The organism is Bacillus sp. AFS037270 (assembly GCF_002585305.1).
Map to the genome: position 1 here is coordinate 15,659 of NZ_NUNF01000085.1, position 24,729 is coordinate 40,387.

The 24,729-nt window shown below is 37.9% G+C and carries 28 protein-coding genes; 10 read left to right on the forward strand and 18 right to left on the reverse strand.

The annotated features are described in order from the left end of the window. Positions 1-6 precede the first annotated feature (6 nt). Complete coding sequence (locus tag COD92_RS28735; RefSeq protein WP_176541148.1) at positions 7-2,412, reverse strand: DMSO/selenate family reductase complex A subunit; 2,406 nt, start codon at positions 2,410-2,412, stop codon at positions 7-9. Next, entirely contained in the window at positions 2,405-3,118 is a 714-nt protein-coding gene (locus tag COD92_RS28740; protein ID WP_098529362.1) for a TorD/DmsD family molecular chaperone, read from the reverse strand. Before COD92_RS28740 ends, COD92_RS28735 begins: the two co-directional genes overlap by 8 nt. Positions 3,119-3,287: 169 nt before the next feature. Between COD92_RS28740 and COD92_RS28745 the strand changes: the two genes are divergently transcribed. Then, entirely contained in the window at positions 3,288-3,590 is a 303-nt protein-coding gene (locus tag COD92_RS28745; RefSeq protein ID WP_098529364.1) for a DUF6509 family protein, read from the forward strand. A 38-nt stretch (positions 3,591-3,628) separates the two neighbouring features. Here the strand turns inward: COD92_RS28745 and COD92_RS28750 are convergent, their stop codons facing one another. Together COD92_RS28750 and ku are read right to left on the reverse strand one after the other, a co-directional pair. Then, positions 3,629-3,832, reverse strand: coding sequence for a cold-shock protein (locus COD92_RS28750; RefSeq protein ID WP_176541149.1), 204 nt, complete (start codon positions 3,830-3,832; stop codon positions 3,629-3,631). A gap of 337 nt (positions 3,833-4,169) precedes the next feature. Beyond that, positions 4,170-5,057, reverse strand: coding sequence for a non-homologous end joining protein Ku (gene ku, locus COD92_RS28755; RefSeq protein ID WP_098529366.1), 888 nt, complete (start codon positions 5,055-5,057; stop codon positions 4,170-4,172). Positions 5,058-5,183: 126 nt separating this feature from the next. On the opposite strand from ku, the gene COD92_RS28760 reads away from it, so the two are divergent. After that, positions 5,184-7,025 carry a DNA ligase D gene (locus COD92_RS28760; protein WP_098529368.1) on the forward strand — a complete coding sequence of 614 codons (1,842 nt, stop codon included), beginning with the start codon at positions 5,184-5,186 and terminating at the stop codon, positions 7,023-7,025. Between the two features lie 18 nt (positions 7,026-7,043). Here COD92_RS28760 and dapF read toward each other — a convergent pair whose 3' ends face one another. From dapF to COD92_RS28780, 4 genes are all read right to left on the reverse strand, one after another. Further along, positions 7,044-8,021, reverse strand: coding sequence for a diaminopimelate epimerase (gene dapF, locus COD92_RS28765; RefSeq protein ID WP_098529370.1), 978 nt, complete (start codon positions 8,019-8,021; stop codon positions 7,044-7,046). 71 nt (positions 8,022-8,092) lie between these two features. Then, positions 8,093-8,878, reverse strand: coding sequence for a hypothetical protein (locus COD92_RS28770; RefSeq protein WP_098529374.1), 786 nt, complete (start codon positions 8,876-8,878; stop codon positions 8,093-8,095). A 104-nt stretch (positions 8,879-8,982) separates the two neighbouring features. After that, positions 8,983-9,837 carry a patatin-like phospholipase family protein gene (locus tag COD92_RS28775; RefSeq protein ID WP_098529375.1) on the reverse strand — a complete coding sequence of 285 codons (855 nt, stop codon included), beginning with the start codon at positions 9,835-9,837 and terminating at the stop codon, positions 8,983-8,985. Between the two features lie 195 nt (positions 9,838-10,032). After that, entirely contained in the window at positions 10,033-10,356 is a 324-nt protein-coding gene (locus COD92_RS28780; RefSeq protein ID WP_176541150.1) for a DUF4870 domain-containing protein, read from the reverse strand. 181 nt (positions 10,357-10,537) lie between these two features. Here COD92_RS28780 and COD92_RS28785 point away from each other — a divergent pair, with 181 nt between their 5' ends. Together COD92_RS28785 and COD92_RS28790 are read left to right on the forward strand one after the other, a co-directional pair. Then, positions 10,538-11,665 carry an amidohydrolase gene (locus tag COD92_RS28785; RefSeq protein WP_098529379.1) on the forward strand — a complete coding sequence of 376 codons (1,128 nt, stop codon included), beginning with the start codon at positions 10,538-10,540 and terminating at the stop codon, positions 11,663-11,665. Positions 11,666-11,969: 304 nt separating this feature from the next. Beyond that, positions 11,970-12,527, forward strand: a complete 558-nt coding sequence (locus COD92_RS28790; RefSeq protein WP_098529381.1) for a GNAT family N-acetyltransferase — start codon at positions 11,970-11,972, stop codon at positions 12,525-12,527. 49 nt (positions 12,528-12,576) lie between these two features. Here the strand turns inward: COD92_RS28790 and COD92_RS32365 are convergent, their stop codons facing one another. Together COD92_RS32365 and COD92_RS28795 are read right to left on the reverse strand one after the other, a co-directional pair. Continuing rightward, positions 12,577-12,729 (reverse strand): hypothetical protein, encoded by a 153-nt coding sequence (locus COD92_RS32365; protein ID WP_176541151.1) that lies wholly within the window; start codon positions 12,727-12,729, stop codon positions 12,577-12,579. A gap of 107 nt (positions 12,730-12,836) precedes the next feature. Then, positions 12,837-13,610, reverse strand: coding sequence for an SDR family oxidoreductase (locus COD92_RS28795; RefSeq protein ID WP_098529465.1), 774 nt, complete (start codon positions 13,608-13,610; stop codon positions 12,837-12,839). 168 nt (positions 13,611-13,778) lie between these two features. On the opposite strand from COD92_RS28795, the gene COD92_RS28800 reads away from it, so the two are divergent. From COD92_RS28800 to COD92_RS28815, 4 genes are all read left to right on the forward strand, one after another. Further along, entirely contained in the window at positions 13,779-14,021 is a 243-nt protein-coding gene (locus COD92_RS28800) for a spore germination protein (protein ID WP_098529382.1), read from the forward strand. A 13-nt stretch (positions 14,022-14,034) separates the two neighbouring features. Further along, the gene (locus tag COD92_RS28805; protein ID WP_098529384.1) at positions 14,035-14,277 is read left to right on the forward strand and encodes a spore germination protein; all 243 of its coding nucleotides are present in this window, start codon (positions 14,035-14,037) and stop codon (positions 14,275-14,277) included. A gap of 21 nt (positions 14,278-14,298) precedes the next feature. Further along, positions 14,299-14,769, forward strand: coding sequence for a spore coat protein (locus tag COD92_RS28810; protein WP_098529386.1), 471 nt, complete (start codon positions 14,299-14,301; stop codon positions 14,767-14,769). Between the two features lie 103 nt (positions 14,770-14,872). After that, on the forward strand, positions 14,873-15,253 hold the full coding sequence (locus tag COD92_RS28815) for a hypothetical protein (protein ID WP_098529388.1): 381 nt from the start codon (positions 14,873-14,875) through the stop codon (positions 15,251-15,253). Between the two features lie 64 nt (positions 15,254-15,317). On the opposite strand, the gene COD92_RS28820 is transcribed toward COD92_RS28815, so the two are convergent. Continuing rightward, entirely contained in the window at positions 15,318-15,779 is a 462-nt protein-coding gene (locus COD92_RS28820; protein ID WP_098529390.1) for a FixH family protein, read from the reverse strand. Between the two features lie 128 nt (positions 15,780-15,907). Here COD92_RS28820 and COD92_RS28825 point away from each other — a divergent pair, with 128 nt between their 5' ends. After that, positions 15,908-16,150: a DNA alkylation repair protein gene (locus COD92_RS28825; RefSeq protein WP_098529393.1), complete on the forward strand. Its 243-nt coding sequence runs from the start codon at positions 15,908-15,910 to the stop codon at positions 16,148-16,150. A 45-nt stretch (positions 16,151-16,195) separates the two neighbouring features. On the opposite strand, the gene COD92_RS28830 is transcribed toward COD92_RS28825, so the two are convergent. The 5 genes from COD92_RS28830 to deoD all read right to left on the reverse strand — a co-directional run bounded on the left by COD92_RS28830 (position 16,196) and on the right by deoD (position 23,139). Next, on the reverse strand, positions 16,196-17,017 hold the full coding sequence (locus tag COD92_RS28830; protein ID WP_098529394.1) for a hypothetical protein: 822 nt from the start codon (positions 17,015-17,017) through the stop codon (positions 16,196-16,198). 91 nt (positions 17,018-17,108) lie between these two features. Next, a complete protein-coding gene (locus COD92_RS28835; protein WP_098529396.1) occupies positions 17,109-18,029 on the reverse strand; it encodes a CobW family GTP-binding protein in 921 nt (306 codons plus the stop codon). A 60-nt stretch (positions 18,030-18,089) separates the two neighbouring features. Continuing rightward, positions 18,090-19,601 carry a lmo1851 family serine protease gene (locus COD92_RS28840; RefSeq protein WP_098529398.1) on the reverse strand — a complete coding sequence of 504 codons (1,512 nt, stop codon included), beginning with the start codon at positions 19,599-19,601 and terminating at the stop codon, positions 18,090-18,092. A gap of 204 nt (positions 19,602-19,805) precedes the next feature. Next, entirely contained in the window at positions 19,806-22,220 is a 2,415-nt protein-coding gene (locus COD92_RS28845; RefSeq protein WP_480253571.1) for a heavy metal translocating P-type ATPase, read from the reverse strand. Between the two features lie 214 nt (positions 22,221-22,434). After that, positions 22,435-23,139 carry a purine-nucleoside phosphorylase gene (deoD, locus tag COD92_RS28850; RefSeq protein WP_098529400.1) on the reverse strand — a complete coding sequence of 235 codons (705 nt, stop codon included), beginning with the start codon at positions 23,137-23,139 and terminating at the stop codon, positions 22,435-22,437. Positions 23,140-23,278: 139 nt separating this feature from the next. Here deoD and COD92_RS33120 point away from each other — a divergent pair, with 139 nt between their 5' ends. Beyond that, positions 23,279-23,404: a hypothetical protein gene (locus tag COD92_RS33120; protein WP_098529402.1), complete on the forward strand. Its 126-nt coding sequence runs from the start codon at positions 23,279-23,281 to the stop codon at positions 23,402-23,404. Positions 23,405-23,484: 80 nt separating this feature from the next. Here the strand turns inward: COD92_RS33120 and COD92_RS28860 are convergent, their stop codons facing one another. After that, a complete protein-coding gene (locus COD92_RS28860; RefSeq protein WP_098529404.1) occupies positions 23,485-23,793 on the reverse strand; it encodes a YodL domain-containing protein in 309 nt (102 codons plus the stop codon). 155 nt (positions 23,794-23,948) lie between these two features. Beyond that, entirely contained in the window at positions 23,949-24,719 is a 771-nt protein-coding gene (locus COD92_RS28865) for a sporulation protein (RefSeq protein ID WP_098529406.1), read from the reverse strand. Positions 24,720-24,729 lie beyond the last annotated feature (10 nt).

Below are 24,729 nucleotides of genomic sequence, written 5' to 3' on the forward strand. Positions count from 1 at the left end.
AATTACTCACTCCCTAAGCTTCTTTACTTCAACAAGGTTTGTTAGCTGAGGATTGGCTTTTGCTAATGCAGTAGGTTTCTGTGATGTAAGCACATTTACTGAACCACGTTGATCAAGTCCGTTTTTATCAGGAGTATACCAAGCACCTTGTGGAATTCCAGCCACTCCTGGAGTGATTCGTGGTGTGACCTTCGCATCAATCATGAGTGAACCTCGATCATTAAATACCTGAACACGGTCACCATTTTTGATTCCTCTTTTTTCAGCATCTTTAGGATTTATCCACATTTCTTGTTTGGCTGCTTCCTCAAGCCATTCTTGATTATCATAGGTTGAGTGGCATCTCCGTTTATAATGCCAGCTGATGAGCTGAAGCGGGTACTTTTTAATTAGCGGGTCTTCTGGCCCTTCCCATGAAGAAATATACTTGGCAATTGCCGGTATCTCATCATGCATGTTCATATCCCACAATGCTTTTGAGAACAATTCAATCTTCCCTGATGGTGTTTTGAATGGATTTTTTTCAAGATCTTCAATTTGCGCTTTAAACCCTACTAATGGCTCGTTATGTATAAAGTGATGAACTCCTTTTTTTCGGAACTCCTCAAATGTCGGGAAGTTTGGATCAAGTTCCTTTTTAGTTCTATCGACACTTTCCTTTACGAGGTCAAGAATTGATCTGCCTTCCGTAAATTTTTCCTTTAATCCCAGCTTATCGGCAATATCTGCAAACACATCATATTCATTTCTGCATTCATATAATGGATCAATCGTTTTATCCCCGAAGACCACATAATCCCCAAAACACCATGGTACACCAATATCGTAGCGTTCAAAGAATGTCGTTCCCGGTAATAAGATGTCCGCATATTTTGCACTTGGGGTCATAAAGAGATCGCTGACAACAATAAACTCTACTTTACTTTCATCTTCAAGTAACTTTCGTGTTTTATTGATATCCGCATGCTGATTTATTAGCATATTACCTGCCATATTAAAAATCATTTTAATATTAGTAGTTAATTTTTCTGTTCCTTGTAATCCATCGGCTGCAGTCATTTCGGTCCCTTTTTCAACTGCGGTAGTCCAAAGAAAACATGGTATGGAAGCTTTTACTGGATTTTCAAATACAAACGGATAGACAATATCACTTCGGCTCCAATAGCCTGTACCAGCGGCCCAGCCTCCTAGTTTCCCCACATTCCCAGTTAAACAGGCTAATTGTGCCCCGGCACGCATGTATTGTTCCCCAAACGCTTGACGTTGTGCTGCCCAGCCTTGAATTAATGCTGCTGGCTTGTATTTAGCATAATCCCGGGCAATCTCTCGTATATTATTTGCAGGTACACCACAAATCCTTTCCGCCCATTCAGGGGTCTTAGGAGTGCCATCGTTTTCTCCAAGTAAGTAGCTCTTTAATGATTCATTTTTCGGTACACCATCAGGCATGTGATTCTCATCAAATCCAAGGCAGTACTTATCGAGGAATACCTGTTCGTGTAGTTTTTCCGTAACAATCACATACCCCATGGCATCCATCATCGCTGTGTCTGTTGTTGGCAGGATCGGTATCCACTCATCAGCAAAAGTGATTGCCGTATCAGTATATCTAGGGTCAATTACAATAATCTTTGCACCATTTGTCTTTGCCTGCATTAAATATTCACGATACGGGGTAGAGAAAATCATTTCAGAAGGGTTTTGCCCCCATAAAATGATATATTTGGAATGTAATAGTGAATCAAAACTACTACCTGAGTCATTTGTTCCGTAAGTGTAAGGAGTGGCAACATTACCTGCACCAGAACTGTAGTCATTTCGGGAATTCAAATAACCGCCAGTTAGGGCTAAAAGTTTTTTCGCTGCACCTTTACCACCGTGTAATCCCCAGCTTTGTCCTGATGCATAGTTGACATATCTTGATTCAGGTCCGTACTTATCACCAATCCGTTTTACTTGTGCTGCAATTGTTTCAACTGCTTCATCCCACGAAATCCTCTCAAATTTTCCTTCGCCCCGTTTACCCACTCGTTTCATCGGAAACTTAAGTCGATCAGGATGATAAAGCATACTTCGATAATTTCTCCCTCTGACACATGCTCTTAGAGGTGGTGTCGATAAGTCTCCACCCTCCTGTGTATCAGTACTGACTCGTACTACAACCCCTTCTTTTACATGCGCTTTAATTACACACCGTCCTCCGCAGTTATTAATACTGCAAGTTGAAATAATCGTCTCGGGGCTTTCTTCTTTAGCACCTACAGGCTTAGTTTCTTCTTTACGGTTGACAAGCATTTTCGTGCCTATTCCACCTGCAATCACTGGTATTCCTATTGCGCCTGACCATTTTAGAAAGGTTCGTCTCTGCATTTTATTAGTTAATAAGTTCTTTAAATGGTTATCATCAGACATTTTCCAATGCCTCCCTTACTTCCAATAAAGATGTAAAATCAAAGTCTAAAAAGTCCTCAAGCAGCATGGCAGCCCCTAGATATAAGCGGCTATTGGTATGATCCATAATCCTTTTACAAAATTCTGGAATCCAAATGGATAGGTGCTCTTTATGAAGGAGAATTTGACTTGCAATCAGTTCCTGAATCCTTTCTGTCTCCGAGGCTTGCAAACTTAGTTCTATTAGAAAAATCATAAACTCTAATTCTAGTAGTAAATGATCATCAGGTTCATAATTTTCTCTTAAAAATTGGAGCCCAAATTGATGATATAGTTCTCTAATCTGGAGAGTCCACTCTTCAAATAAAAGTCGTTCTTTGCTTCGATAATAAGACTCCCAAGGAGGGGCCACTAGTGTTCCTGGACCAATAAATAACCGTCGGTATTCTTCTCTTTCCGAGTGCACTTTCTCTATCTTGGTCAATTGCTTAAAAAAGGAAGCTAGAATTCTGCCACCTTCATGAAACTCTTTTAATTCATCAAAAGTCCTCATACGACATAAATCTAGTAATAGGTTTTCATTGGTTGGCTCTAAAAATAAAGTATGAAGTATTTGGTATAAATTTTTCCTAGCTAATAAAAATGGTTGTAATTCGATCTGTATTGCATCCTTTCCTGTTATCATTTCCTCTCTCCTTGTTTGTGATGTGTATACACCAACTTCCATGATTCGTAACCCCTCATAAATTTATCTTACCTTAATCTATTTAGGTTAGGTTGACTTTGTGCAATTATTCACATTAAATTCAAAATCATGAAAATTGCAGTAAGCTAAATCACTTTTTTGGGTTATGACCGAAAATGTGTATAATAAGAGAGTCAATAAACTGTAAAGGATGATATGGTTGAACATTACAGGCCACCAAGTTGAAAAATTAGAAGATCCCTTTGGTTTACTATCTGGAGAGCGCTATGAGTTTTTTCTAGAACTCGAAGTGGATGAAGATGATGAATTGTATTCTGAAAAAGGGGTCGGTTTAAAGTGTATTTTTGTTCGTAATGAAAGCGAAGATAAAATAACCAGCTATCACTTTTATGAACGCGGGACCGAAAAGGTACTCGACTTTGAATTGGAGGAGGATGAAGAAGAACTAGTCCTTACTTACTGCCAAAAATTTGCTGAAGAAGAAGAAGAATAAGAAAGCAGGGAGCTTTGCTCTCCCTGCTTTCTTATTGATCACATAAAATTTTTACTATGGTTATGAATGACTTGTAGTTCTTTGGTTGTTTGACTCATTTCACTTTTGCAGATTGGGCAAAGTGGAAGTTCACTGCTTTTAAAATTGTCCCGAACCCAGCACTTACAAGTTTCAGAAGTACAAACCCAAATTTTTGTTTCCTCTAATTTAATTTCTTCTTCATTTTTTCTGCCAAACGCCAAAACGATCACTCCTTATAAGTAGTTATGACTGTTTTTGAACCAGTAATTGAAACCAACTATTATTCTAGTAAAATTAAATATATAAAAAGGTGATGCTTGCATCACCCTTTTATTTTTTCTGACCATTTTACATAATAAAAAAGACGTAACTCTGCACGATAGGTAATAGTTATCCCCCACTTTCGTGCAGTTACGACCAATTAAACCAGATAATACCGAAACATTAAAATGTATTTTTATTTTAACACAATTTCCACTTTGAGTCAATTTTATGAGCAGTCCTAAAAATGAAATGAAGACCAAGTTAAAAGAACTTGGCCTTCAAGGACTTTTATCTCTAAGCTTCTTTCTTAACTTTAGCTGGTGCCTTTTTTCTTGGTGCTGCAGCTGTTTTTTTCGGTTTGGCTTTTTCCGTTGCCGCTGGCTTTAATGCAGGTGCAGTTGTTTTATTAGGTTTTGTTCGATCAATGGATGCCTGAAGGGCTGCCATTAGATCGGTAACATTAGATGTAATTTCCTTAGTCGCTGCTGTTACTGTTTCTTGCCCAGTACGTTTTGACTCAATGAGTTCTAAAAGTGCCGTTCGATATTCATCGGTATACTTTTCAGGCTCAAAATTAGTGGTTAATTGATCGATGAGCATAATCGCCGTGTCTAACTCTCTATCTGTGACCTTATCCTCCGCAGGAACATTCGGCACATCTCCCGCTTTACGTACCTCGTCAGGATAATGAATGGTTTCCATAACTAAGGTATTTTCGTATACGCGAATTACGGCAAGCTGCTCTTTGGAACGAATAATAATTTTAGCCAGCCCAACCTTTTGGGACTCCTGTAAGGCCTTGCGCAGTAATGAGTATGCCTTACTGCCGCCCTCATTTGGGGACATATAATACGTTCGATCAAAGTAAATCGGATCTATTTCTTCCATTTTTACGAAATCAATAATTTCTACAGCCTTTTCTTCATTCTCTTTCCGAAGCTTTTCTAGTTCTTCATTATCTAAAACGACAAACTTTCCTTTTGTATACTCATACGCTTTGACAATATCTTCTGGTTTTACTTCTTCCTCACAGACTGTACAAATTTTTTCGTATTTAATGGGAGCATGACATTTATTGTGCAGGGTTCGAAGTTTTATATCTTTGTCTTCAGTTGCTGTATGGAGCTTAATGGGGATATTAACAAGCCCAAAACTAATGCTGCCTTTCCACATTGTATGCATAAGAATTCTCCAATCTTTTTGTTATTAGTTTGTGGTACCGTCTTATCTTCATTCCTAAAAAGTATTGGAAAAGGATGAAGTGGTATTAATTGAAGCAAAATAAGGAAAAAAGAAAGGATCAATACAATGAAACCAATGCTGCCAAGTTTAACTTTTGACCTTCCTGTACGGCCAGATTGGCAGTACGAGGTTAAATTTGATGGATTTCGGGCCATGTTAACCTGGAATTCAAAAGGAATTGAGTTTATTAGCAGAAATGGCAAGGATTTATTACCGCAATTTCCAGAAATCAAAGATTTCCTTTTGCGATATGAACTCCTTTTTAAACCCTATTTACCACTGCAAATAGATGGGGAACTTGTCTATTTAGAAAACACGCATAAGGCTAATTTTTCTGCTATCCAGGTTCGAGGAAGACTAAAATCAGAAAAAAAAATATCAGAGCAGGCAACTCGTTCCCCATGCCGACTGATGGTTTTTGATCTATTGATGTTAAAGGGAAAAAAGTTCTCTACTGAACCCTTTTTTAAGAGAAAAGAAGCGTTAAAGGAATTATTCCTAACAATAGGGTTTGAGCTAGAATCTGATCCGTATAATAATCAGCTGCTTCAATTCGTAAAAGCCCATGATGATTTTAATGAATTATGGGAAAAAATCGTTCTATATGATGGAGAAGGCATAATTGCTAAATTTAAAAATAGTTTTTGGGAAGAAGGAAAACGCACACTTCAATGGCTAAAGTATAAAAACTGGAAATATGTCAGCTGCTTTATTACCTCCTATGAAAAAACAAATGGCTATTTTTATATTGGTGTTTATCAAGATAAAAAAATTTATAGCATCGGCCAAGTGCTATTTGGTTTTAAACCTGAAGAAAAAGATGCCTTAAAGCAAACGATAAAACAGAATATGATCAAAGAGGATGACAAATTTATTTATGTCGAACCTGCCATCTGCCTTGAAGTGAAATACTTAGAACTATATGATAATCAACTGCGTGAACCTCATTTTGACCGTTTTCGCTTTGATTTAGAACCTGCAGATTGTACCTTTGACCGCTTTATGTTTGCCCAAAAAAACCTGCCTCAAGACTTGGAAATAACACATCCGGATAAACCCTTGTGGGAAAGGCTCGCCATTCAGAAAGCTGATTATATTCTGTACCTGCGGGAAATTTCACCATATATGCTGCCTTTTTTAAAGGACCGTCTCTTAACAGTTATTCGTTATCCGCATGGCATGTTTGGCGAAGCTTTTTATCAAAAAAATTGTCCTGATTATGCACCAGAATTTGTGCATACAAAAGAGGCTGAAGGGATTCATTACATTTTGTGCAATAACCTCAAAACCCTTGTATGGCTTGGAAATCAGCTGGCCATCGAATTCCATATCCCTTTTCAAACAGTTTACAGCAAAGGTCCGAGTGAGATCGTGTTTGATCTCGATCCGCCATCCAAAGATGCATTCCCATTAGCCATAAAAGCAGCTCTATTGATTAAGGAAGTACTGGATCAATTAAATCTAATAGGTTTTATAAAAACTTCAGGCAACAAAGGGTTGCAAATTTACCTTCCTTTGCCTGAAAATGTTTATTCCTATGATGATACACGGTTATTCACCAGCTTTATCGCTGAATATTTAATCTCGAGGGCTCCTGATTCTTTCACCATTGAACGAATGAAAAAGAATCGAGGTAACAGGTTATATGTTGATTATGTACAGCATTCTGAAGGAAAGACAATTGTCGCTCCCTACTCAATGAGGGGAAATGAACATGGCGGTGTCGCTACTCCCCTTTATTGGGAGGAAGTGAATGATAAACTTAAACCAGTCTCCTTTAATATGGAAAATGCTCTTAAACGAATTCGCAGTCAGGGTGACCCTTTTATGGATTACTTTCAAACAAAGCAGCTCCAGGCTTTTACTCCGGTCCTTGAGTTTTTAAAAAACTCAAGCAAAAAAGGATAAGGTGGTATGCCTTATCCTTTAAAGTGTTTGCTTAATTACTTCCTGAGCAGCTGATTGGAGCTTCTCATAGGTCTGTTGTTCTGATAGTTCGGTTCTTGATGTGACGGAAAAAGTTTTTTCATTTAGAGCTAACTGGATGGAGGCACGATAAAGATATGTGGCATTTCCAATTAGATCAATTGAATAGGTATCATCTAGTTTATGGACAACACATTGGACTTTACCGCCATTATTATAAACATTGATGACTTTTTCATACTTGTTTAATTCAGTTAAACAAGTAACTAGTGAAGAAGCGGACATGGCAGTACCACAAGCATTTGTAAAACCTACACCCCGTTCAAAGGTTCGAACGTAAATGGAACCCTTTTCGAGCGGCTTTACAAAGCTGACATTTACCCCATCCGGGAATAAATCATTGGGGCCATTCACTTTTTCACTAAGCTCTTTTTGGAGATTATTTTGAAACATCTCTGTTTCCACAATCGCAATCAAGTGCGGATTTGGTACCGCCAGAGCTGTAAACCTTAACTCATCTGAAAGCTCTTTAATCTTTTCGTTAAAAAGAGTCGGTTTAGGTAGGTTTAATGGAAGTGCCTTTAATTCAAACATGACCGGAGAAATCTCAACCTGATAGGTGTGAACCTGAGGAAATATATCCTCTTGTTTCATGACCTTTAGATTTGCTTTCATTGTTTCAATAACCGCCTTATTGAGCCCCTTCAGCTCACAGATATATCTGGCTACTAGACGGAGGCCATTTCCACACATGGAAGCTTCTGAACCATCGGCATTGAAGACACGCATTCTTCCGTCAGCACGGTCACTTTTCATTATAAACAAAATTCCATCTGCTCCAAGCTCATTTCCACGGTTACATAAAACCTTGGCAAGATTAGCTCTATCTTCTTCCGTAAACAAATAATCATTTGATATTTCATCGATGAGGAGAAAATCATTTCCTGATCCATGACCTTTAATTAAATCAATTTGCACAAGCTTTACCCCCAGAATAATATCTTTAATCCATCATATCAAACATTATTATGGAAGGAAACTGTCTTGTTTTATCTCTCAATAAAGTATTCATTAATTAATAACGACATTCTAAGAAGCTTGTCCTTTTCTGATAGGCCCTCTTTAAGTGACAGTACAGGTGTATTAGGTTCTGGAAATAATGGACTCCATTCCATTGGCATCCACCCTCTTCGCAGCCGCCCCACCTGATGCTCACCATGATCATAAACTAACTCATCCATAAAAACAGAAGATCCTTCTATCTCTCCTATAAACCTTCCAGTATGGTCAAAAAGCTCCTTCTTTGCTTTCCGAAAACCTATATTCCTTTTTTCAAATCTGCCTAAAAAATCTTGATTCCTATCAAATACATCAATTTTTAATACTTTTCTGCCTTTTAGCTCAAAATATCCCAATACTTGGTCTTCTTCATTATATAAGGCGTAGCTTCTTGAGAGCTTGAACCTTTTCTTTCCTGTTCCTCTAAATTTTTTTATTTGTCCCGCCATATGGCCATTAGGAAAATAGATGAATAAACTTGAGGACTGGGAGTTCCTGTAAAGTACTAAAAGATGACGGGCTTTAAAAATAGATGTGGAAATGTCCTTAGAAGCTTTCATATTACGTCTAATCGTGATAGATTGTCTCATTCTAAAAAGGTAGACTTGAAAACTTATCAAACTATAAATCATAAATGGAAGGGCAAGCAGCATGATTTCTCTATTCTTAAAAACAGAAAAATTCCCTATAATAATTATAGTGGTTGGAACTAGAGCGGCAATACTACCATTTAAGTTCATATGAGCTGCATCCCGGTAATATTCATTTATTTTCATCCAGATTACCCCTTATCGATTCCTCTACTAAGAGTTTATTTAATAGGATTGAAAAAAATGATAGAAGTTTTTAAAAAGTAGAGGAGAGCCTGCTAGACTCTCCTCTACTCTTCAATATAAGAATAAATTTTATCCATGGATGCCTTTGCATCCCGGTAGCCTTGGTTATATAACTCTTCAAGTCTCTGTGGATTTCTTTCCATTCGTCCCACTTTTAATGGCTCGGATGGACGAATAATCAGCACATTACCTTCTTTTTCCTCTTTTTCCAAATAACCAAGTGTATCGTTATAAATTTGATACCTGGACCGTAAAGATTGCCGTAACCCCTTGTAATTCGGATACTTCCTGTCAACAAGGAAGTGAAATTTGGAAGGTTTTTTTAAATACCCCTTATTTCTAGTTAAAATGACAATATTCTTCCTATAACCATCACTTTGCGCTTTTTTGATTGGAATGGGATCACTGATCCCGCCGTCTAGTAAAATTTTGTCCTGGTAACGGATTTCCGGTGCGATAAATGGCAGAGAACTTGATGCCCTTAGAACGGTTAGCAAATCTTTTCCATAATCCTGCTTATTAAAGTATACGGGCATACCCGTTAAACAATCCGTTGTCCCGACGACAAACTCGGATGGGCTGCTATAAAAAACATCATAGTGGTAAGGGACATGTTGATTAGGGATTTCATCAAAAATGAAATCCATCCCAAAGAACTGCCTGTTCTTAAAGTAATTCTTCCACGAAATGTATCTTGGGTCACTCGCATATTCAACTGTAACGGTTTTATTTCTTCCTTTTTGCTTTGATAAATAAGACGCCGCATTGCATGCCCCTGCGGAAACACCAATAACATAAGGGAAAAACAGTTCCTCTTCTAAGAAATATTCAAGGATCCCGGCAGTATAAACCCCACGCATCCCGCCGCCTTCCAAAACTAATCCTGTTTGGCTTAACAAATTGCCTCACCCCTTTTATTTTTATTTTTATTAGTAGCAATACATACACCTAATAGTATAGAACAACCTTTTCCCTAAAGAAAACGAATAGACTTTAAAAGAAAAGACTAAAAAACCATCTGGCAGCTTATGGGATATGTAAAGTAATGCATACCAAAACCCGACAAATTTATATGCCGGGTTCTTTACTGCAGTTTATTTTATTAATCTAAAAATCCATGGAAACCGATATTCTTTTCCTTCATAGGCTTTAACGGCTGCTATAATGCTAAATATAAGCGCTGCAATCCCTAACACCCATAATAGGAATATCCCAATAATTACGATTGTTAAGATTCCGGCCACAATGGAATAGATTAAATAAGAAATGAAAAAGTTAAAGTATTCTTTTCCGTGAATATCAATAAAAGTGGACTCTTCCTTTTTTAATAACCAAATGATCAATGGTGCTATAATAGGAAAAAACAAGCTTAGGACATACATTCCTGCCGCTAATAGCCTTTCTTCACTCTTTATCATTTCATCTTCCCCCATTGAATAAATTTTTTCAATACGCTAATATTTACGCTGCGTCTTTATAAAGGTTTCGTGATTTTCAAATTAATCCGTAAAAGAAATTATCAATAGGCCGCTTTTCCTATGACACATATGTTGCTAAAATAGATAAAATACCATTAATAACGTAAAGAAAGGTTTTACTATGGATAAAATACTTTTGAAAAATGCAAATGTATATCCGGTTACTTCAGAACCGGCCAAATACACCGATATCCTTATTGAGAAGGGCAAGATTAAAAAAATAGGCAAAAATTTAAAGTCAGATTTAACAGTAAAAATAATGGACTGTTCGGACTCGTATTTATTCCCCGGTTTTATTGATGTTCATACACACTTAGGCTTATATGATGAAGGGACTGGATGGGCCGGCAATGATGCTAACGAAACAGTCGAAGCGCTTACACCCCATATTCGAGCGATTGATGGAGTTTATCCATTAGATCAGGCTTTTAACGATGCGATTAAAAGCGGTATTACAACGGTTCATGTGATGCCCGGAAGCGCAAACGTGATTGGTGGTACCACTGCGGTTATTAAAACCACCGGGAAAAATATTAAGAACATGATTGTCCAAGAAATAGCTGGGTTAAAAATTGCCTTAGGGGAAAATCCAAAAAGGATTCACAGCCATGGCAATAGTGATTCGATTACTAGAATGGGGATTATGGGAATGCTTAGGGAAGCTTTCTACAAAGCCCTTCATACGGATAATCCTGAAGATCTTCGAATTGCTCCGCTTGTAATGGCGTTAAAGAGGGAAATACCGGTAAGGATTCATGCGCACCGTGCGGATGATATCATTACCGCGATTCGTTTTGCAGAAGAATTTCAGCTTGATCTACGCATCGAACATTGTACGGAAGGCCATTTGATTGCCAATGAACTAGCTGGACTTCAATTAAAGGTTTCTGTTGGTCCAACATTAACAAGAAGATCAAAGGTTGAATTAAAAAATAAAACATGGAAAACGTATCAAGAATTGACAAATCACGGTTTAGAAGTATCGATTACAACTGATCACCCTTATACACCGATCCAATACTTAAATATTTGTGCTAGTCTTGCTGTTCGTGAGGGTTTACCGGAACAAAAGGCCCTTGAAGGAATTACCATTCTTCCTGCAAGAAATCTAAGAATTGACGATCGATTAGGCAGTATTGAAGAAGGGAAGGATGCTGATTTAGTCCTCTGGAACCATCACCCTTTCCATTATTTAGCGAAGCCGAAATGGACGATGATTGGCGGTGAAATCGTTTATTCGGAAGGCTAAAAATGTGTAGAAAATTGGTAAAAAATATTAGCGAAAAACCGCAAAATACCTATTTCATTTTTTCTATTTTTCTTGTATTATACTGTAAGTGAAATGATTTTGGACCTGATGGATTTGGGGGTTTACGAACATAATACGGTAACAAAAAAAATGATATAGGGAAGGCAAATGGTGCGCCACCAGTTTACTGGTTCTAGTGGGTTCGATTCCCACCCCGAAATTTTTTACGCAATTTTATAAAAAATTTCGAGGGTGGACCGCTTCTTTACACATGGGATCGGAATGCCCTAATGGAGGGATTTTCATGTTGAAAAAACGTGATCTTCATGACAGCCATACACTGTACGAGTTAATGACGCATCCAGATGTCTTCCCTTTTGTACGTCAAAAAGCTGACTCATATGAAGAATTTTTATTTATGACGAAACAAACCATTGAGGCGGAAGAACGCGGTGAAATAATTTCACGGACCATTCTTGATGAATGGGGTAACCCCATTGGTACAATCAATTTGTTTGACATTGAAGAAAATGCAGGGTTCTTAGGGACTTGGCTTGGCAAACCCTATCATGGGAAAGGGTATAATAGCCCAGCGAAGGAAGCATTTTTTAATGAACTCTTTTATGAAGCTGGAATTGAGACTATTTTTATGCGAATTAGAAAAGTCAATATTCGCTCGATTAAAGCCGCAGAAAAACTTCCTTATGTTGTGAAAGCAAATGAAACGAGAGCATCTCTTTACGCGCAATTGAATGCAAATGGAGAAGTTTATGACTTATATGAAATTCCAAAAGACTTGTATACCTTCCATTTTTTGCGAAACGGAACAGACCAAACAGATTCTCAATTACTAGAAGCCTAAAAAAAGCAATCGGCATGCGCCGATTGCTTTTCTTTTAGTATAAAAACAATTATTCCGATAAATTTTGTTCATTATTGACTTCACTTAGTCCCATATGGAGCAAAAATTCGTTTAATTCCTCATTTGTTAACGTTTCAAAGCGGCCATCATGAAAAAACACTTGGGTTTGATTGGGATTAATTCGGTTCATGTTAAAACTCATAAATTACTTTGCTCCTTTCATAGATGAATAAATTCTATTATCTACAAAAGCAGCCAGTTTCATTCAGAAAATCAAATTGTTCAAAAACTTTTGAACTTATTTAATTTTTAAGTTCTTAATGCCTTACCAAGGACATCTACCCCGCCGGTTACTGGTATTATACTACCTGTAATAAAATCAGATCGATCATCAATTAAAAATTGGATAACGCGAGCAATATCCTCACCCGTGCCTAGTCTTCCCACCGAGTGCTTTTCACCGCTTAACGAAATGGATTCTTTAATGCTTTTTTCCTTCCACTCTTTTGTAATATCCCCAGGACAGATCATATTAGCGGTAATCCCATGCTCCGCTTCTTCCATTGCAATTGTTCTTGTTAAGGAAGCCAAACCCGTTTTTGCTGCTGCAAAGGCCGATCGGTAAATCCAGCCGGGTGTGGTTTCAACACGATCAAATCCTAACGTAATAATCCTGCCCCAGCTTTGTTTTCTCATCACTGGAATAATCAGTTTTGATAAATAAAAAACCGCTGTTAAATTACCTTGGATTAAATAATCCCATTCCTCAAAGGAGTAATCTGTCAGTTTTTTTCGTTCATGTATGTATGGACCGGCATTATGAACTAAAACATCCACACTTGAATAGGCTGAGAGAGACTCATTCACAATGCGTATGCAATCCTCTTTGTTTGCAACATCACCTTGGATGGCGATATTTTTCGTCCCGTAATGATCATTTAATTGCTTTACTAAGAAAACTGCCTCTGACTCACTTTTTCGATAGTTGATCACAAGTTGATACCCATTTTCCGCAAGTAGTTGTGCCGTTTTTTTGCCGATACCAGAAGCTCCTCCTGTAATCAAAGCCGTTTTCTTTTTCACAATCATTACCTCGCTTAAAAGAATTCTCCCCTTATATATATGTTAAAAAGAAATCATTATATATGCAAATTTTATCTCATGTCCCTTTTTAAGGGATTTGAAGTTTTGATAACGGATGGGCGAGTGGTTGCATATGATACGGATAACAACAATAAAGGATGTGACAGGATGCAGACTGTAATTAATATCTTCAGCCTGAAAATACACAGTGTTTCTAACAACGGGTCTGTCAACATCGGCGAAGCCCTTCACAATGCCCATACAGCTAATTCAAAATCCCAAGGTCAAAATTCATCCTATGGAGATTTTGCGCCGCCGACAGCGGCCATGGAGAATGTCTTTATTGATCCAGATATCAATGATATGGGTGATATCGCAAATCCATCGAACGTCTTTAGTAATTCGAGATAAAGGACTGAAAAAAATGCCCTTTCAAATAAACATTTTTAATATAAAGACGAATTCCGTTGCTAACAATGCCAATATTTCTCTGGGACCTTCCGTCCAAAATAGCCATACTGCTAACCAAAAATGGATCGGATCCAATTTTGCCTTAGGGGATCTTTCTCCATCAAGTTCGTTTTCTCTAAATGGCTTCGGTGACACAGATATTAGTGACCAAGATCAAATTGCAAACCCATCCTCACCAATTGCCAATCAATTTTAGTTATTAGAGAGGTTGAAAGACATGTTTCCTTGGAATATGTTTCCTTTTACAAAGGATATGAAAGAATCATTACAAAAAATGAAACCGGATGAGATTAACAATTATGTTCAGGATCTTATTGGAAAAATGATGCCCAACATGGGCAATATGATGAATGGCCAAGATTTATTTAGCAGCTTTCAAACACCAGAAACAAAACAGAGGTCGGCCAATGTATTAAATTCATCCGCCTTTGAGACTCATGATTATGTGTTTGTAAGAATTCCCATTCGAAACGAAGACTGGCTGAATCAGCTTCGCCTCTATCATACTTCTAATCAGCTTATAGTTGAACATATTCCGGAGCGAGAGGATTCTAATACCATCACTCTTCCAGCTATTGTTAAAAAGAAAGGCGGTACAGCAAATTATAAAGATGGAATTCTGGAAATAAAAATTCCCAAAAATATTGATATGCAATACTCACAAATCGACGTGACAGAAATTCTGTAGACGTTGATTTTTTTTGCATGTTTCCGGTTATTACAAATAAGATTAACTAAGGTAGTTATCCAGGTTCGGTTTTGAAAAAACCAATTCTGAATAGAGGGTTTTTATGCGATTCATCTTTCGCTTGTTTACTTCAAATAAAACTTTTACGAAAAAAATATCGGAATTGGAAAATAAGATATCCTCTTTAGAATCAAAAATTATTGAGGTCAAAACAGAGGTAAAATCCATTAGTGTCCCTGTAGAAAAAAAAGAAAAAGATAGTCCTCCAGCTGTTCAAATTAACCACCTGCAGGTTGACCAAATCGTTATCGAACACTTAGATTATGCTAATAATTTTGGCCAATTAGGTATTAAAGAATTATCAGGCAAGTTAAATATCGGTTCAACATATGAAGGAGATATTTCCGAAAAAGTAAAGGAAATCGTGAATCAGAAGCTTGGAAAGGAAGCAACGGTAAATATTAAGGCAAAAAAAGAGGAATAACAATACTAACTTAAAACTTAAAGACAGCCAAGTGGCTGTCTTTCCTGTATATAAACCCGTATGATTATTGACTTTTGTGATCATCCATGTTCATTCCATCCATAGAGTGGTCAGATGTGGAATCTTCCTTCTCACTTGGTTTCCCAATCGTAAACTCTTTCTTAGGCATATTATGCATGTCCCTGGCGGTTACATGAGAAATAATATAATAAGTACCTTCTTGTTGAAATGTTTTTTCTAACCGATAAACACCATCTTCTGCGTGTTTAAGGGCAATTTTCTCGTGATTTGGATCTTTTGATCGCCAAACCTCAAAAGTAACTTCCGCATCATTAATTTTTTCCTTTCCTTGCGTAACCTTAGCCTCAAATATGATTGGCTTATTTGCTTCACCGGGATTAGGTTTTACTGATAAATTTACATCCACCATTTCCGGCATATCACCTGTTTTCTCTTGCTCATTGCTACAGGAAACAGCTACACTTAAAGACAATATTGTAATAAGCATAAGTACTATCTTTCTCACGGCTTTTCTCCCCTAACTTAGTTGGTTCATTAATTGATGATTGAACACTTCCTTCACTAGCATTGTTACATATTTACCAATATTATTGCAAAAAATAATGTTTAACAAAAGTAAGAAAGGAGAAACCTATGTCAACCCCTTACAAATGTCCGAATTGTAAAACAAACCGAAGCCGTTTTAATATTATTCAACAAGTTTCTCAATCTGTTAAGCTTGATCCTCAGTCCGGAGATGTTATCCGCCAATATGGCGAAAATGAGTTGGAACCATTTCATCTTCCCTATAACGGACCAGATTATCGAGTCCAATGTGGTGCTTGCGGTTTAATCGAAGATGAACTGACCTTCATCAAATTTGGTGAACAAAGATAATTCATTTAAAAACACCTTTAGTGATTCTAAAGGTGTTTTTGTTTATTAAAAGTGATTTTCTTTTATAAATGGTTTGGAATCCACTCTCCAAACATCTGCAGGAGAAAACCGAATTAAATGGATCTCTCCTCGAAATGTTTGCCCGCCGACATCCTTAATATACCAATCGATTTCAGCAGGTACGTCTAAACTTATTTCTTGGGTGAGGTCTTCTGGCGGCAGAACCTCTAATCGTGTTAGCCTGACATTCTCAACTTTATCTAGGATTGGGTTCCACTTTACTTTTTGGAGCGATATTTTCGAAACAATAACAGAATCCTGCTGTTTGAAACCAGCAATATAGGCGTTAATGACCTGATAGGGATCTGCATTTGCCAGGTATTCATTTAATTTGCCCGAAGCCTTATATATCATAAGCATATGAGACAAGTCCATTGAATTGGTTCGATGGGTTGTACTTCCGAAGAAATGAATACAAAAATGACCTGGAAAATTATTCTGCAGTGCCCCTGCTCCATGCGGCATTCCATGCATGGATGCGGCAATCCGATGCTTTTTATGAATGACATAAATAGCGCGGCGTTTCCAGCTCCATTTTCCTCCATAGATTTTTTTCATAATCTCAGTATCTTTTGTGGTTAGCGGCTGTACATCAGCATGGTGACTTCCTGCTCGTCTTTGTACCTTGAACTTTTTCCCTGTTTCCATATCTTGGATGGTAAATTTTGAATATTTCGGTAATAACTGATTAACCTTGTTCCAATCCGGCATTTCTACATTGTCCTTAATCTCGTTTGCCGCATGTACTCCATATCCATTTAGGAGGATTTGAATAACTAATAAGAAACAACAAACTGCCTTCTTCATTGGAGCTCCTCCTTTAATGGTTTTTTTGCTACATTAAAAGAGTTACCTGAAGTGGAATTTATCATTCATTCATCACTCATTTTTATTCAAGCTATACTGTCTCTGTCTCATTTTCAAGTGAGACAAGCTGTTGTTCAATTATCCCCCAATCCACGTTTTCACCGATAAATACAAGATTCAAGCGCATGTTCATATATTCCTTCATGTAGAGCGGCATCCCATATGCATATTGAAAAAGAAAAAGCTGTTCCGAATAGTGAAACTTAATATATCCTTTTATCCGATAAATGGTATCTGGTAAATTCTTTAAAAATTCTTCAAAACTTGTATCGCTGATTGGTTTATGAAACTGGTATACGTAAGTAGATAAGTTTAAGTGAATGTGGCTAGATTCCTTTTTGACATTCACAGATAAATTTCTTAGCCGGTCCATAGGAACCTTTGAGTAGCTGGTTAGTAAACATTGCGCTTTTGGATTTAACCCTTGCATCTCAAAAATCAGCTGTGCCTGCTCATTTTCTTTCAGTTCATCAATTTTGTTAATCAGGATAAAGTCCGCATTCCTCACTTGTTCAAGGATCAATTGCTGCAGTTGAGGGCTTAACACTTTTCTGTTTTTCCACCTAGTGCCATCTACTGTCGTAATAATCCCTTTTATCAATAATTGATCTGCAAACAGGGGTGAAAGAATGGAATCTAATACTTCCACTGGATGAGCCGCACCTGTTGTCTCAATATAAATAACTTCCGGTTGTTCCTCAATTAATAGTCCTTGAAGCTGTGCTTCAAGCTTGTCCTGGATGGAACAGCAAATACAACCTCCTAATAACTCTTTTAATAAAACATCTTCATCTTCGACCGCATCTGAGTCAATTGACACTTGACCAAGTTCATTCATCAAGACAGCTACTTTTCTTCCGTGCCTGCGCTCGTCCGCAAGTAGGAGTTTTAGTAATGTAGTTTTCCCGCTTCCTAAAAATCCTGACAATATGTATACCTCTGCCTTTTTCATAATTCTATCCCTTCTGTAATAAAGTTTAACCCGACTCCAGTTGGAGTCGGGTTAAAAATGTTATTTCATTCGGCCTTTTAGTACCTCAACTGCTTTTTGTAATTGGGTATCGCTGTTTTTAATTTTCTCACGTAATACATCCATAAGCTTTAAGGTAGAGTCACCCTTTAACACACCATTACCAGGAAGCTTCTGGGCTGTTTGGAATTTGATGACTGCCTGTTTTGTCTTATCGTCAAAGAATCCATCTTCCCTGCCTGGGTCATATCCAATCGCCTTCAACATTTTCTGGGCAGTTTGTACCTCTGTCGATGAAGTGGAGATTGCTAGTTCTTTATCTGGGTTAATTATCGGTAATGTGGCATAATCCGGGAGCGCCACTTGAACATCCGGTACAATCCCCTTCTTGTGAATCCAGTTACCGTTTGGTGTTAACCATTTAGCAATGGTATATTTCAGATTTGAACCATCTTCAAAATCAGCTGCCGTTTGAACAGTTCCTTTTCCAAACGACTTTTCACCAACAAGTGGTACACCTGCAGATTCTTTTACGGCTGCAGCAAATATTTCAGAAGCACTTGCACTGCCGCTATCAATTAAGACAACCAGAGGAAGATCAGGATTTCCTTCATTTTGTGAAGCAATTTCCTTAATTTTTCCGTTTCGGTCCTCTTCCTTGACAATAATTTTTCCTTTAGGAACAAACATACTTGTAATGCTTACCGCTTGATCCAATAATCCCCCTGGATTCTGGCGTAAGTCTAAAACAAGACCTTTCATTCCTTTTTTCTGGAGATCGGTTAAAGTAGTTACCAATTCTTTAGATGTGTTGCTTGAAAAACTAGTTATTTGAACCTTTGCGATTCGATCATCGACCATTTCCCCATAAACGGTTTCAATTGGAATCGTGTCACGAACAATCGGTACGGTCATTGGTGCAGCCATTCCTGGCCGTTGAATCGACAATGTTACCTTTGTTCCTTTTTTACCTCTTATCAAGGTGACAGCTTCAGTCGAATTCATCCCTTGAAGACTTTTCCCATTTACGGAGATGACCATATCATTTGGCTTTAAACCTGATTTTTCAGCAGGAGACCCTTTAATAGGAGAAACGATGACGATGTGCCCGTCCTTTTCTTGGATTTCGGCACCAATTCCTTCAAATGAAGAGGATATGCTGTTATGAAAGCTTTTCGCTTCGTCATCACTCATATAATCTGAATATGGATCATCTAATGATTTGACCATACCGTCAATCGCACCATTAATCAGTTTCTGCTGGTTGACATCCTTATAGTAGCCATTTTTTAAGGTATCAAATGCTTCATAAAGTTTATTAAATTCTGTTCTGTCCGGCGTAACTGTTACCACTTTTTCTTTTCCAAACGCAAGAGCAAAGGTTGTAATCCCAGCCGATAAGAAAACAAGGAAAAATAGCAGCATAATAAAATGAAACTTTTTCAAGCGTATGTAACTTGATTTATTTTCAATCACTTGCTCTTGTTCTACTTTTTCTTCCTTACCCTTCAGTTGTTCTTCATTTTTTTCATCCAAAGCCTTCACCACTTTCATTCACCATAAAAATATGAATTTTAAACTATCATACGGGTAAATCTTACATTTTTTGAAGCCATTTTTAAAAGTAAACCCTTAGTGATTAGAATAACATCTTTTATATAATATTAACAAAGAAAAGTTAATGAATATAATAAGAATTACATTTTCCTTCATTTTACCCAAAGAAAAACGGCACTACCGGGTGGTAAGTACCGTTTTCTATATTTTTACTCTCTTCAACCGTAGTGAGTTAGTTACCACAGAAACTGAACTGAAGGCCATCGCAGCCCCTGCTACCCAAGGGGCAAGCAGCCCAAATGCAGCAATCGGAATTCCTCCGGAATTATAAATGAGTGCCCAAAAGAGATTTTGCCGAATATTTTGCATGGTTTTTTTACTTAACGAAATAGCTTTTGGGACCAAAGTAAGTTCTCCACCAAGAATGGTAATGTCAGCTGCTTCAATCGCGACGTCTGTCCCGGTACCTATGGCAATGCCAATATCGGCTACAGCAAGAGCAGGGGCATCATTGATTCCATCACCCACCATCGCTACCTTTAACCCTTTAGACTGTAGTTCCTTCACATGTGTAGCTTTTTCTTCCGGGAGAACTTCGGCAATGACGTTTTGGATTCCAACCTGATTAGCAATGGCCTTAGCTGTCCGTTCATTATCACCAGTCAGCATATATACCTTGATATCTAATTCTGATAATTGCTGCACTGCTTGTGCAGCTGTTTCTTTTACAGTGTCTGCTACTGCCACCATTCCCATGATCGTATCATTTATGGCAATATACATTGCTGTTTTTCCTTCTGTTTCAAAGCGAAGAAGATCGCTTTCCAAGTCATGGTATGAAATGCTTTTTAAATTCATAAGTTTACGTGTCCCGACATAAACCTCGTCATTGCCAATTTTCGCTTCAATACCATATCCTGGTATTGCTTTAAAACGTTTTACCGGTAAGGTACTCGACCGTTTTTCCATTCCATATTTAACGATCGCTTCCGCAAGTGGATGCTCAGATGACTTTTCTGCAGAAACAAGATACTGGAGGACCTTTTTCTCATCCTGATAGGCAATAAAATCTGTTACAACAGGTTGTCCTTTTGTAATCGTACCTGTTTTATCAAAGACGATGGCATTGATTTTGTGGGCGGTCTCAAGGTATTCCCCACCCTTAAAAAGAATCCCCATTTCAGCGGCTTTCCCTGTTCCCACCATAATGGAGGTCGGGGTTGCAAGTCCAAGTGAACAAGGACAAGCAATCACGAGAACAGCAATCGCAGTTTCAAGCGCAGAAGGGAAATCGTTCGGATTAACAAATAAAAACCAAACCATAAACGTTAAGATTGATATAGTAACTACTACAGGGACAAAATAACTAGATATCGTATCCGCTAGCCGTTGAATGGGTGCTTTACTACCCTGTGCCTCCTCGACAATTCTAATAATTCCTGCCAGTGCAGTATCTCTTCCAACCTTTGTTGCGGTCATAGTCAGCGTTCCGTTTTTATTAATAGTAGAACCAACTAGTGTGTCACCAATCGATTTCTCTACCGGGATGGATTCTCCCGTAATCATCGACTCATCCACCGAGGATTGCCCTTGAATCACTTGCCCATCAACTGGAATTTTCTCACCAGGCTTCACAACTATGCGATCGGCTACCTTCACATCATCGATTGGAATTTGCTGTTCTTTTCCGTCTCTAATCACTGTGGCTTCTTTTGCCTGAAGGTTTAGCAGTTTTGATAAAGCAACAGTTGTCCTCCCTTTTGCCATTGTTTCCAATAACTTTCCAAGCAGAATTAACGTAATAAGAACAGCACTCGTTTCAAAATAGAGATGCGGCATATAATAAGGGTATCGGATGGTCTTTATGCCTTCTGCAAGACTATAGAAATAGGCGGCAGAGGTTCCCAATGCAACAAGGACATCCATGTTTGCACTTTGGTTTTTAAGTGCCTTGTAGGCAGCAACGTAAAACGGACCTCCAATATAGAACTGAATCGGTGTGGCTAAAAGGAATTGAAACCATGGACTCATTAATAGATGCGGTACTGGCAGGCCCAGGTCAACGGGAATATGCGCCAACATCGTATATAATAGTGGAATTGTTAATATCACGGATAGGAGGAACTTTTGTTTCTTCTGTTTAATTTCCTCTTCTTTATGCTGTTGCTTTGATTCCCTTTGCCCTTTCTCCTTCGCTTCATAACCAAGCTTATTAATTTTATCCTTAATACCCTGAATCGTAACCTCTCCCGGGTTATATTCAACACTTGCTGATTCAGCAGCTAAATTTACGGTTGCATGTTTAATACCGTCCATTTTATTTAACACTTTTTCAATTCTTGTGGAACATGCTGCACAGGTCATCCCATATATATCAAAATCTGATTTCTCAAACCGTACACCATATCCGAGATTCTCAATTTTGGTGATAATATCACGACTTGTTACTTTGTTTTTTTCATATGAAATGATTGCACTTTCCAACGGTAAATTGACATTGGCATCAACACCGTCCATTTTATTTAGCACTTTTTCAATTCTTGTTGAACATGCTGCACAGGTCATACCAGTTATATCTATTTTGAGCTGCTCTTTCATTTCGTTCACCTCATTCATACTATACCCCTGCACCCTATATCACACAATGTATATTCGATTTTTGTCACGTATTTGCTTTTTTTTCATTTTACAACTCATATGCCAACTTTTGATGACGATTTTCACTACTGCCTTGATTGTTACTATCAATTAAATTCTCCATTTTACAACGGAGTTCCTTTTTATAAAAAAGAAAAAACCTCTTCCAGATTGGAAGAGGCATGCTAAAACATTATTCTTTAGTCGCAGCTTCTAATGCTACTTCTATCATATCATTAAAGGTTAATTGTCTTTCTTCTGCTGTTGTCTCTTCACCTGTTAAGATATGGTCACTAACAGTAAGAACAGAAAGAGCCTTGCGATTAAACTTTGCGGCTAATGTATAAAGGGCCGTTGTTTCCATCTCAATAGCAAGGATTTGATATTTAGCCCATTTCTCAAGATCAGCATTATCATTATAAAATGAATCAGCAGTAAAAATATTCCCTACTTTTAAATTAAGACCTTTTGCAACCCCTGCATCATAAGCCTTTCTTAGCAAGTCAAAATTTGCTGTCGGAGCAAAATCGACATGACCAAAGGTTAAACGATTAATATTGGAGTCGGTTGAGCTTGTCATCGCCAAAATAACATCTCGAACTTTTACATCCTTTTGAATTGCTCCACAAGTACCGACCCGAATAAGGTTTTGAACATTGTAGCTTTGCATTAATTCATTAACATAAATAGAGATAGAAGGAACACCCATCCCAGTACCTTGGACAGAAATCCTTTTTCCTTTATATGTTCCGGTGTAGCCAAACATATTCCGAACTTCATTGTAACATTTGGCATCTTCTAAAAATGTTTCCGCTATATATTTTGCCCGAAGTGGATCCCCAGGAAGTAATACTGTTTCAGCAATCTCATTCTCTTTTGCCCCAATATGTACACTCATAAATAAACCTCCCAAAAAAAGTAAGTACAGTAATAAGTTTGTACCATAGACACTATAACATAATCGTTTTTTAATGAAAACGAAGACATGATTTTTTGAAATTGTGGAAACCTATTATTAGGTTAAAGGAGGGGTATTAATGGGTAAAAAACACCGAGCACGTATCCGTGGGAAAAAAAAGAATAATCACATCCCACCTGAAGCCATTGTGGCAGAACATGATGCACACGCCAAAGAATTTAGTGCTGCAGAACGTAAAAGTTAACACGGAAAGCGGAAACATCCGTTTGTTCGATGATCTAATAAAAATAAACCTAAGGATTATCCTTAGGTTTTATGTATTGTTCACCTAATATTTATTCGATTTACGAGTTCCCAACCACCTGATCTTAATTGGTAATAATGTTGGCCACCTCGGCCCTCATCAATTAAAATAATATCACCTGTCGACATAAATCTCCCTTTGTAATCAGCTGGAATCCTGTCGGTCACATTAAAGCGGCTAAACGTTTCCTGTAAGCACTGCTTGCGGCTGCTGGCAGGAATAGTTGTCCGATACACCTCTTTATATCCTCTACGTTCACGGTACCTTGGAGTTTGAAAGATTGTCACGTCGTATGGGTTATATGCCTTTTTCGTTAACATTTTGATCATCTTATCCCTCCAATTATTTGACTTAATTATCTATTCTAAATAATTGGCGATAACAAGGGTCGATTCCTCCATTAATACCCCACTTTTTTTGTCGATTTTCATTTACTTGGCAAAAAAAACAATAGGGTTACATGACCCTATTGTCCTAATTACAACTATGAATACCTTTGGATAACGTTTTGAATTTTTTGCTGAATCGATGGGATATCCTCGTTTGTAACCGTTAATCTTACATTGGTCTCATCGGTTCCCAACGCTTCAGAGAATAAACCTGATAATCCTCGGGCACGTCTATCAACTTGGAAAATAATATCAAGAGAACCATTTCCAGCTGGAAAGAATACAACTTCTAATTCATCTAATCTACCGCGGAATAATCCAGAAGTTGGAACAAATTCAAATTCCTGAACAAACGGTAAACGCCCGCGCAATCGGCGCGGTGCTTCCTCACAATCTGCCTCACGGATTCTAAATCCCAACTGGTCTATTGCATTAAATACAGCAGACATTAATGGATTAGGGACCACTTTTAAGTAGTCCTGATCACTAGGGTCGACTGCCCCCTTAATATCCAGCCCAGTAGTTACCCATACTTTTGAACGACCAATCGAAAGCGGTGTGTCGTATGGCAGCTGAAAGGAGAAAGGGATATCCCTTTTCTCATTGGCCCGAATCGTGAATGGGGTTGTTAACCGGAACCGGTCAATGGCTGCTGTTACAGAGTATTTCCTGTCATCTGACTCTCTTAAATAGGTTGTATTTAAGGCAAGATATATTTCATCAATCTGCTGATCAATCTTCCCGCCTTTAATTGCCACCACACCTTGAACTGTTTCTCCCGGCATGTACGTATCCTTTTCAAGTTTTGTGTCCACCTCAGCGGACCCAATTCCCACACTGGCAAATACTTTGTTAAAAAATGACATTTTTCTCCTC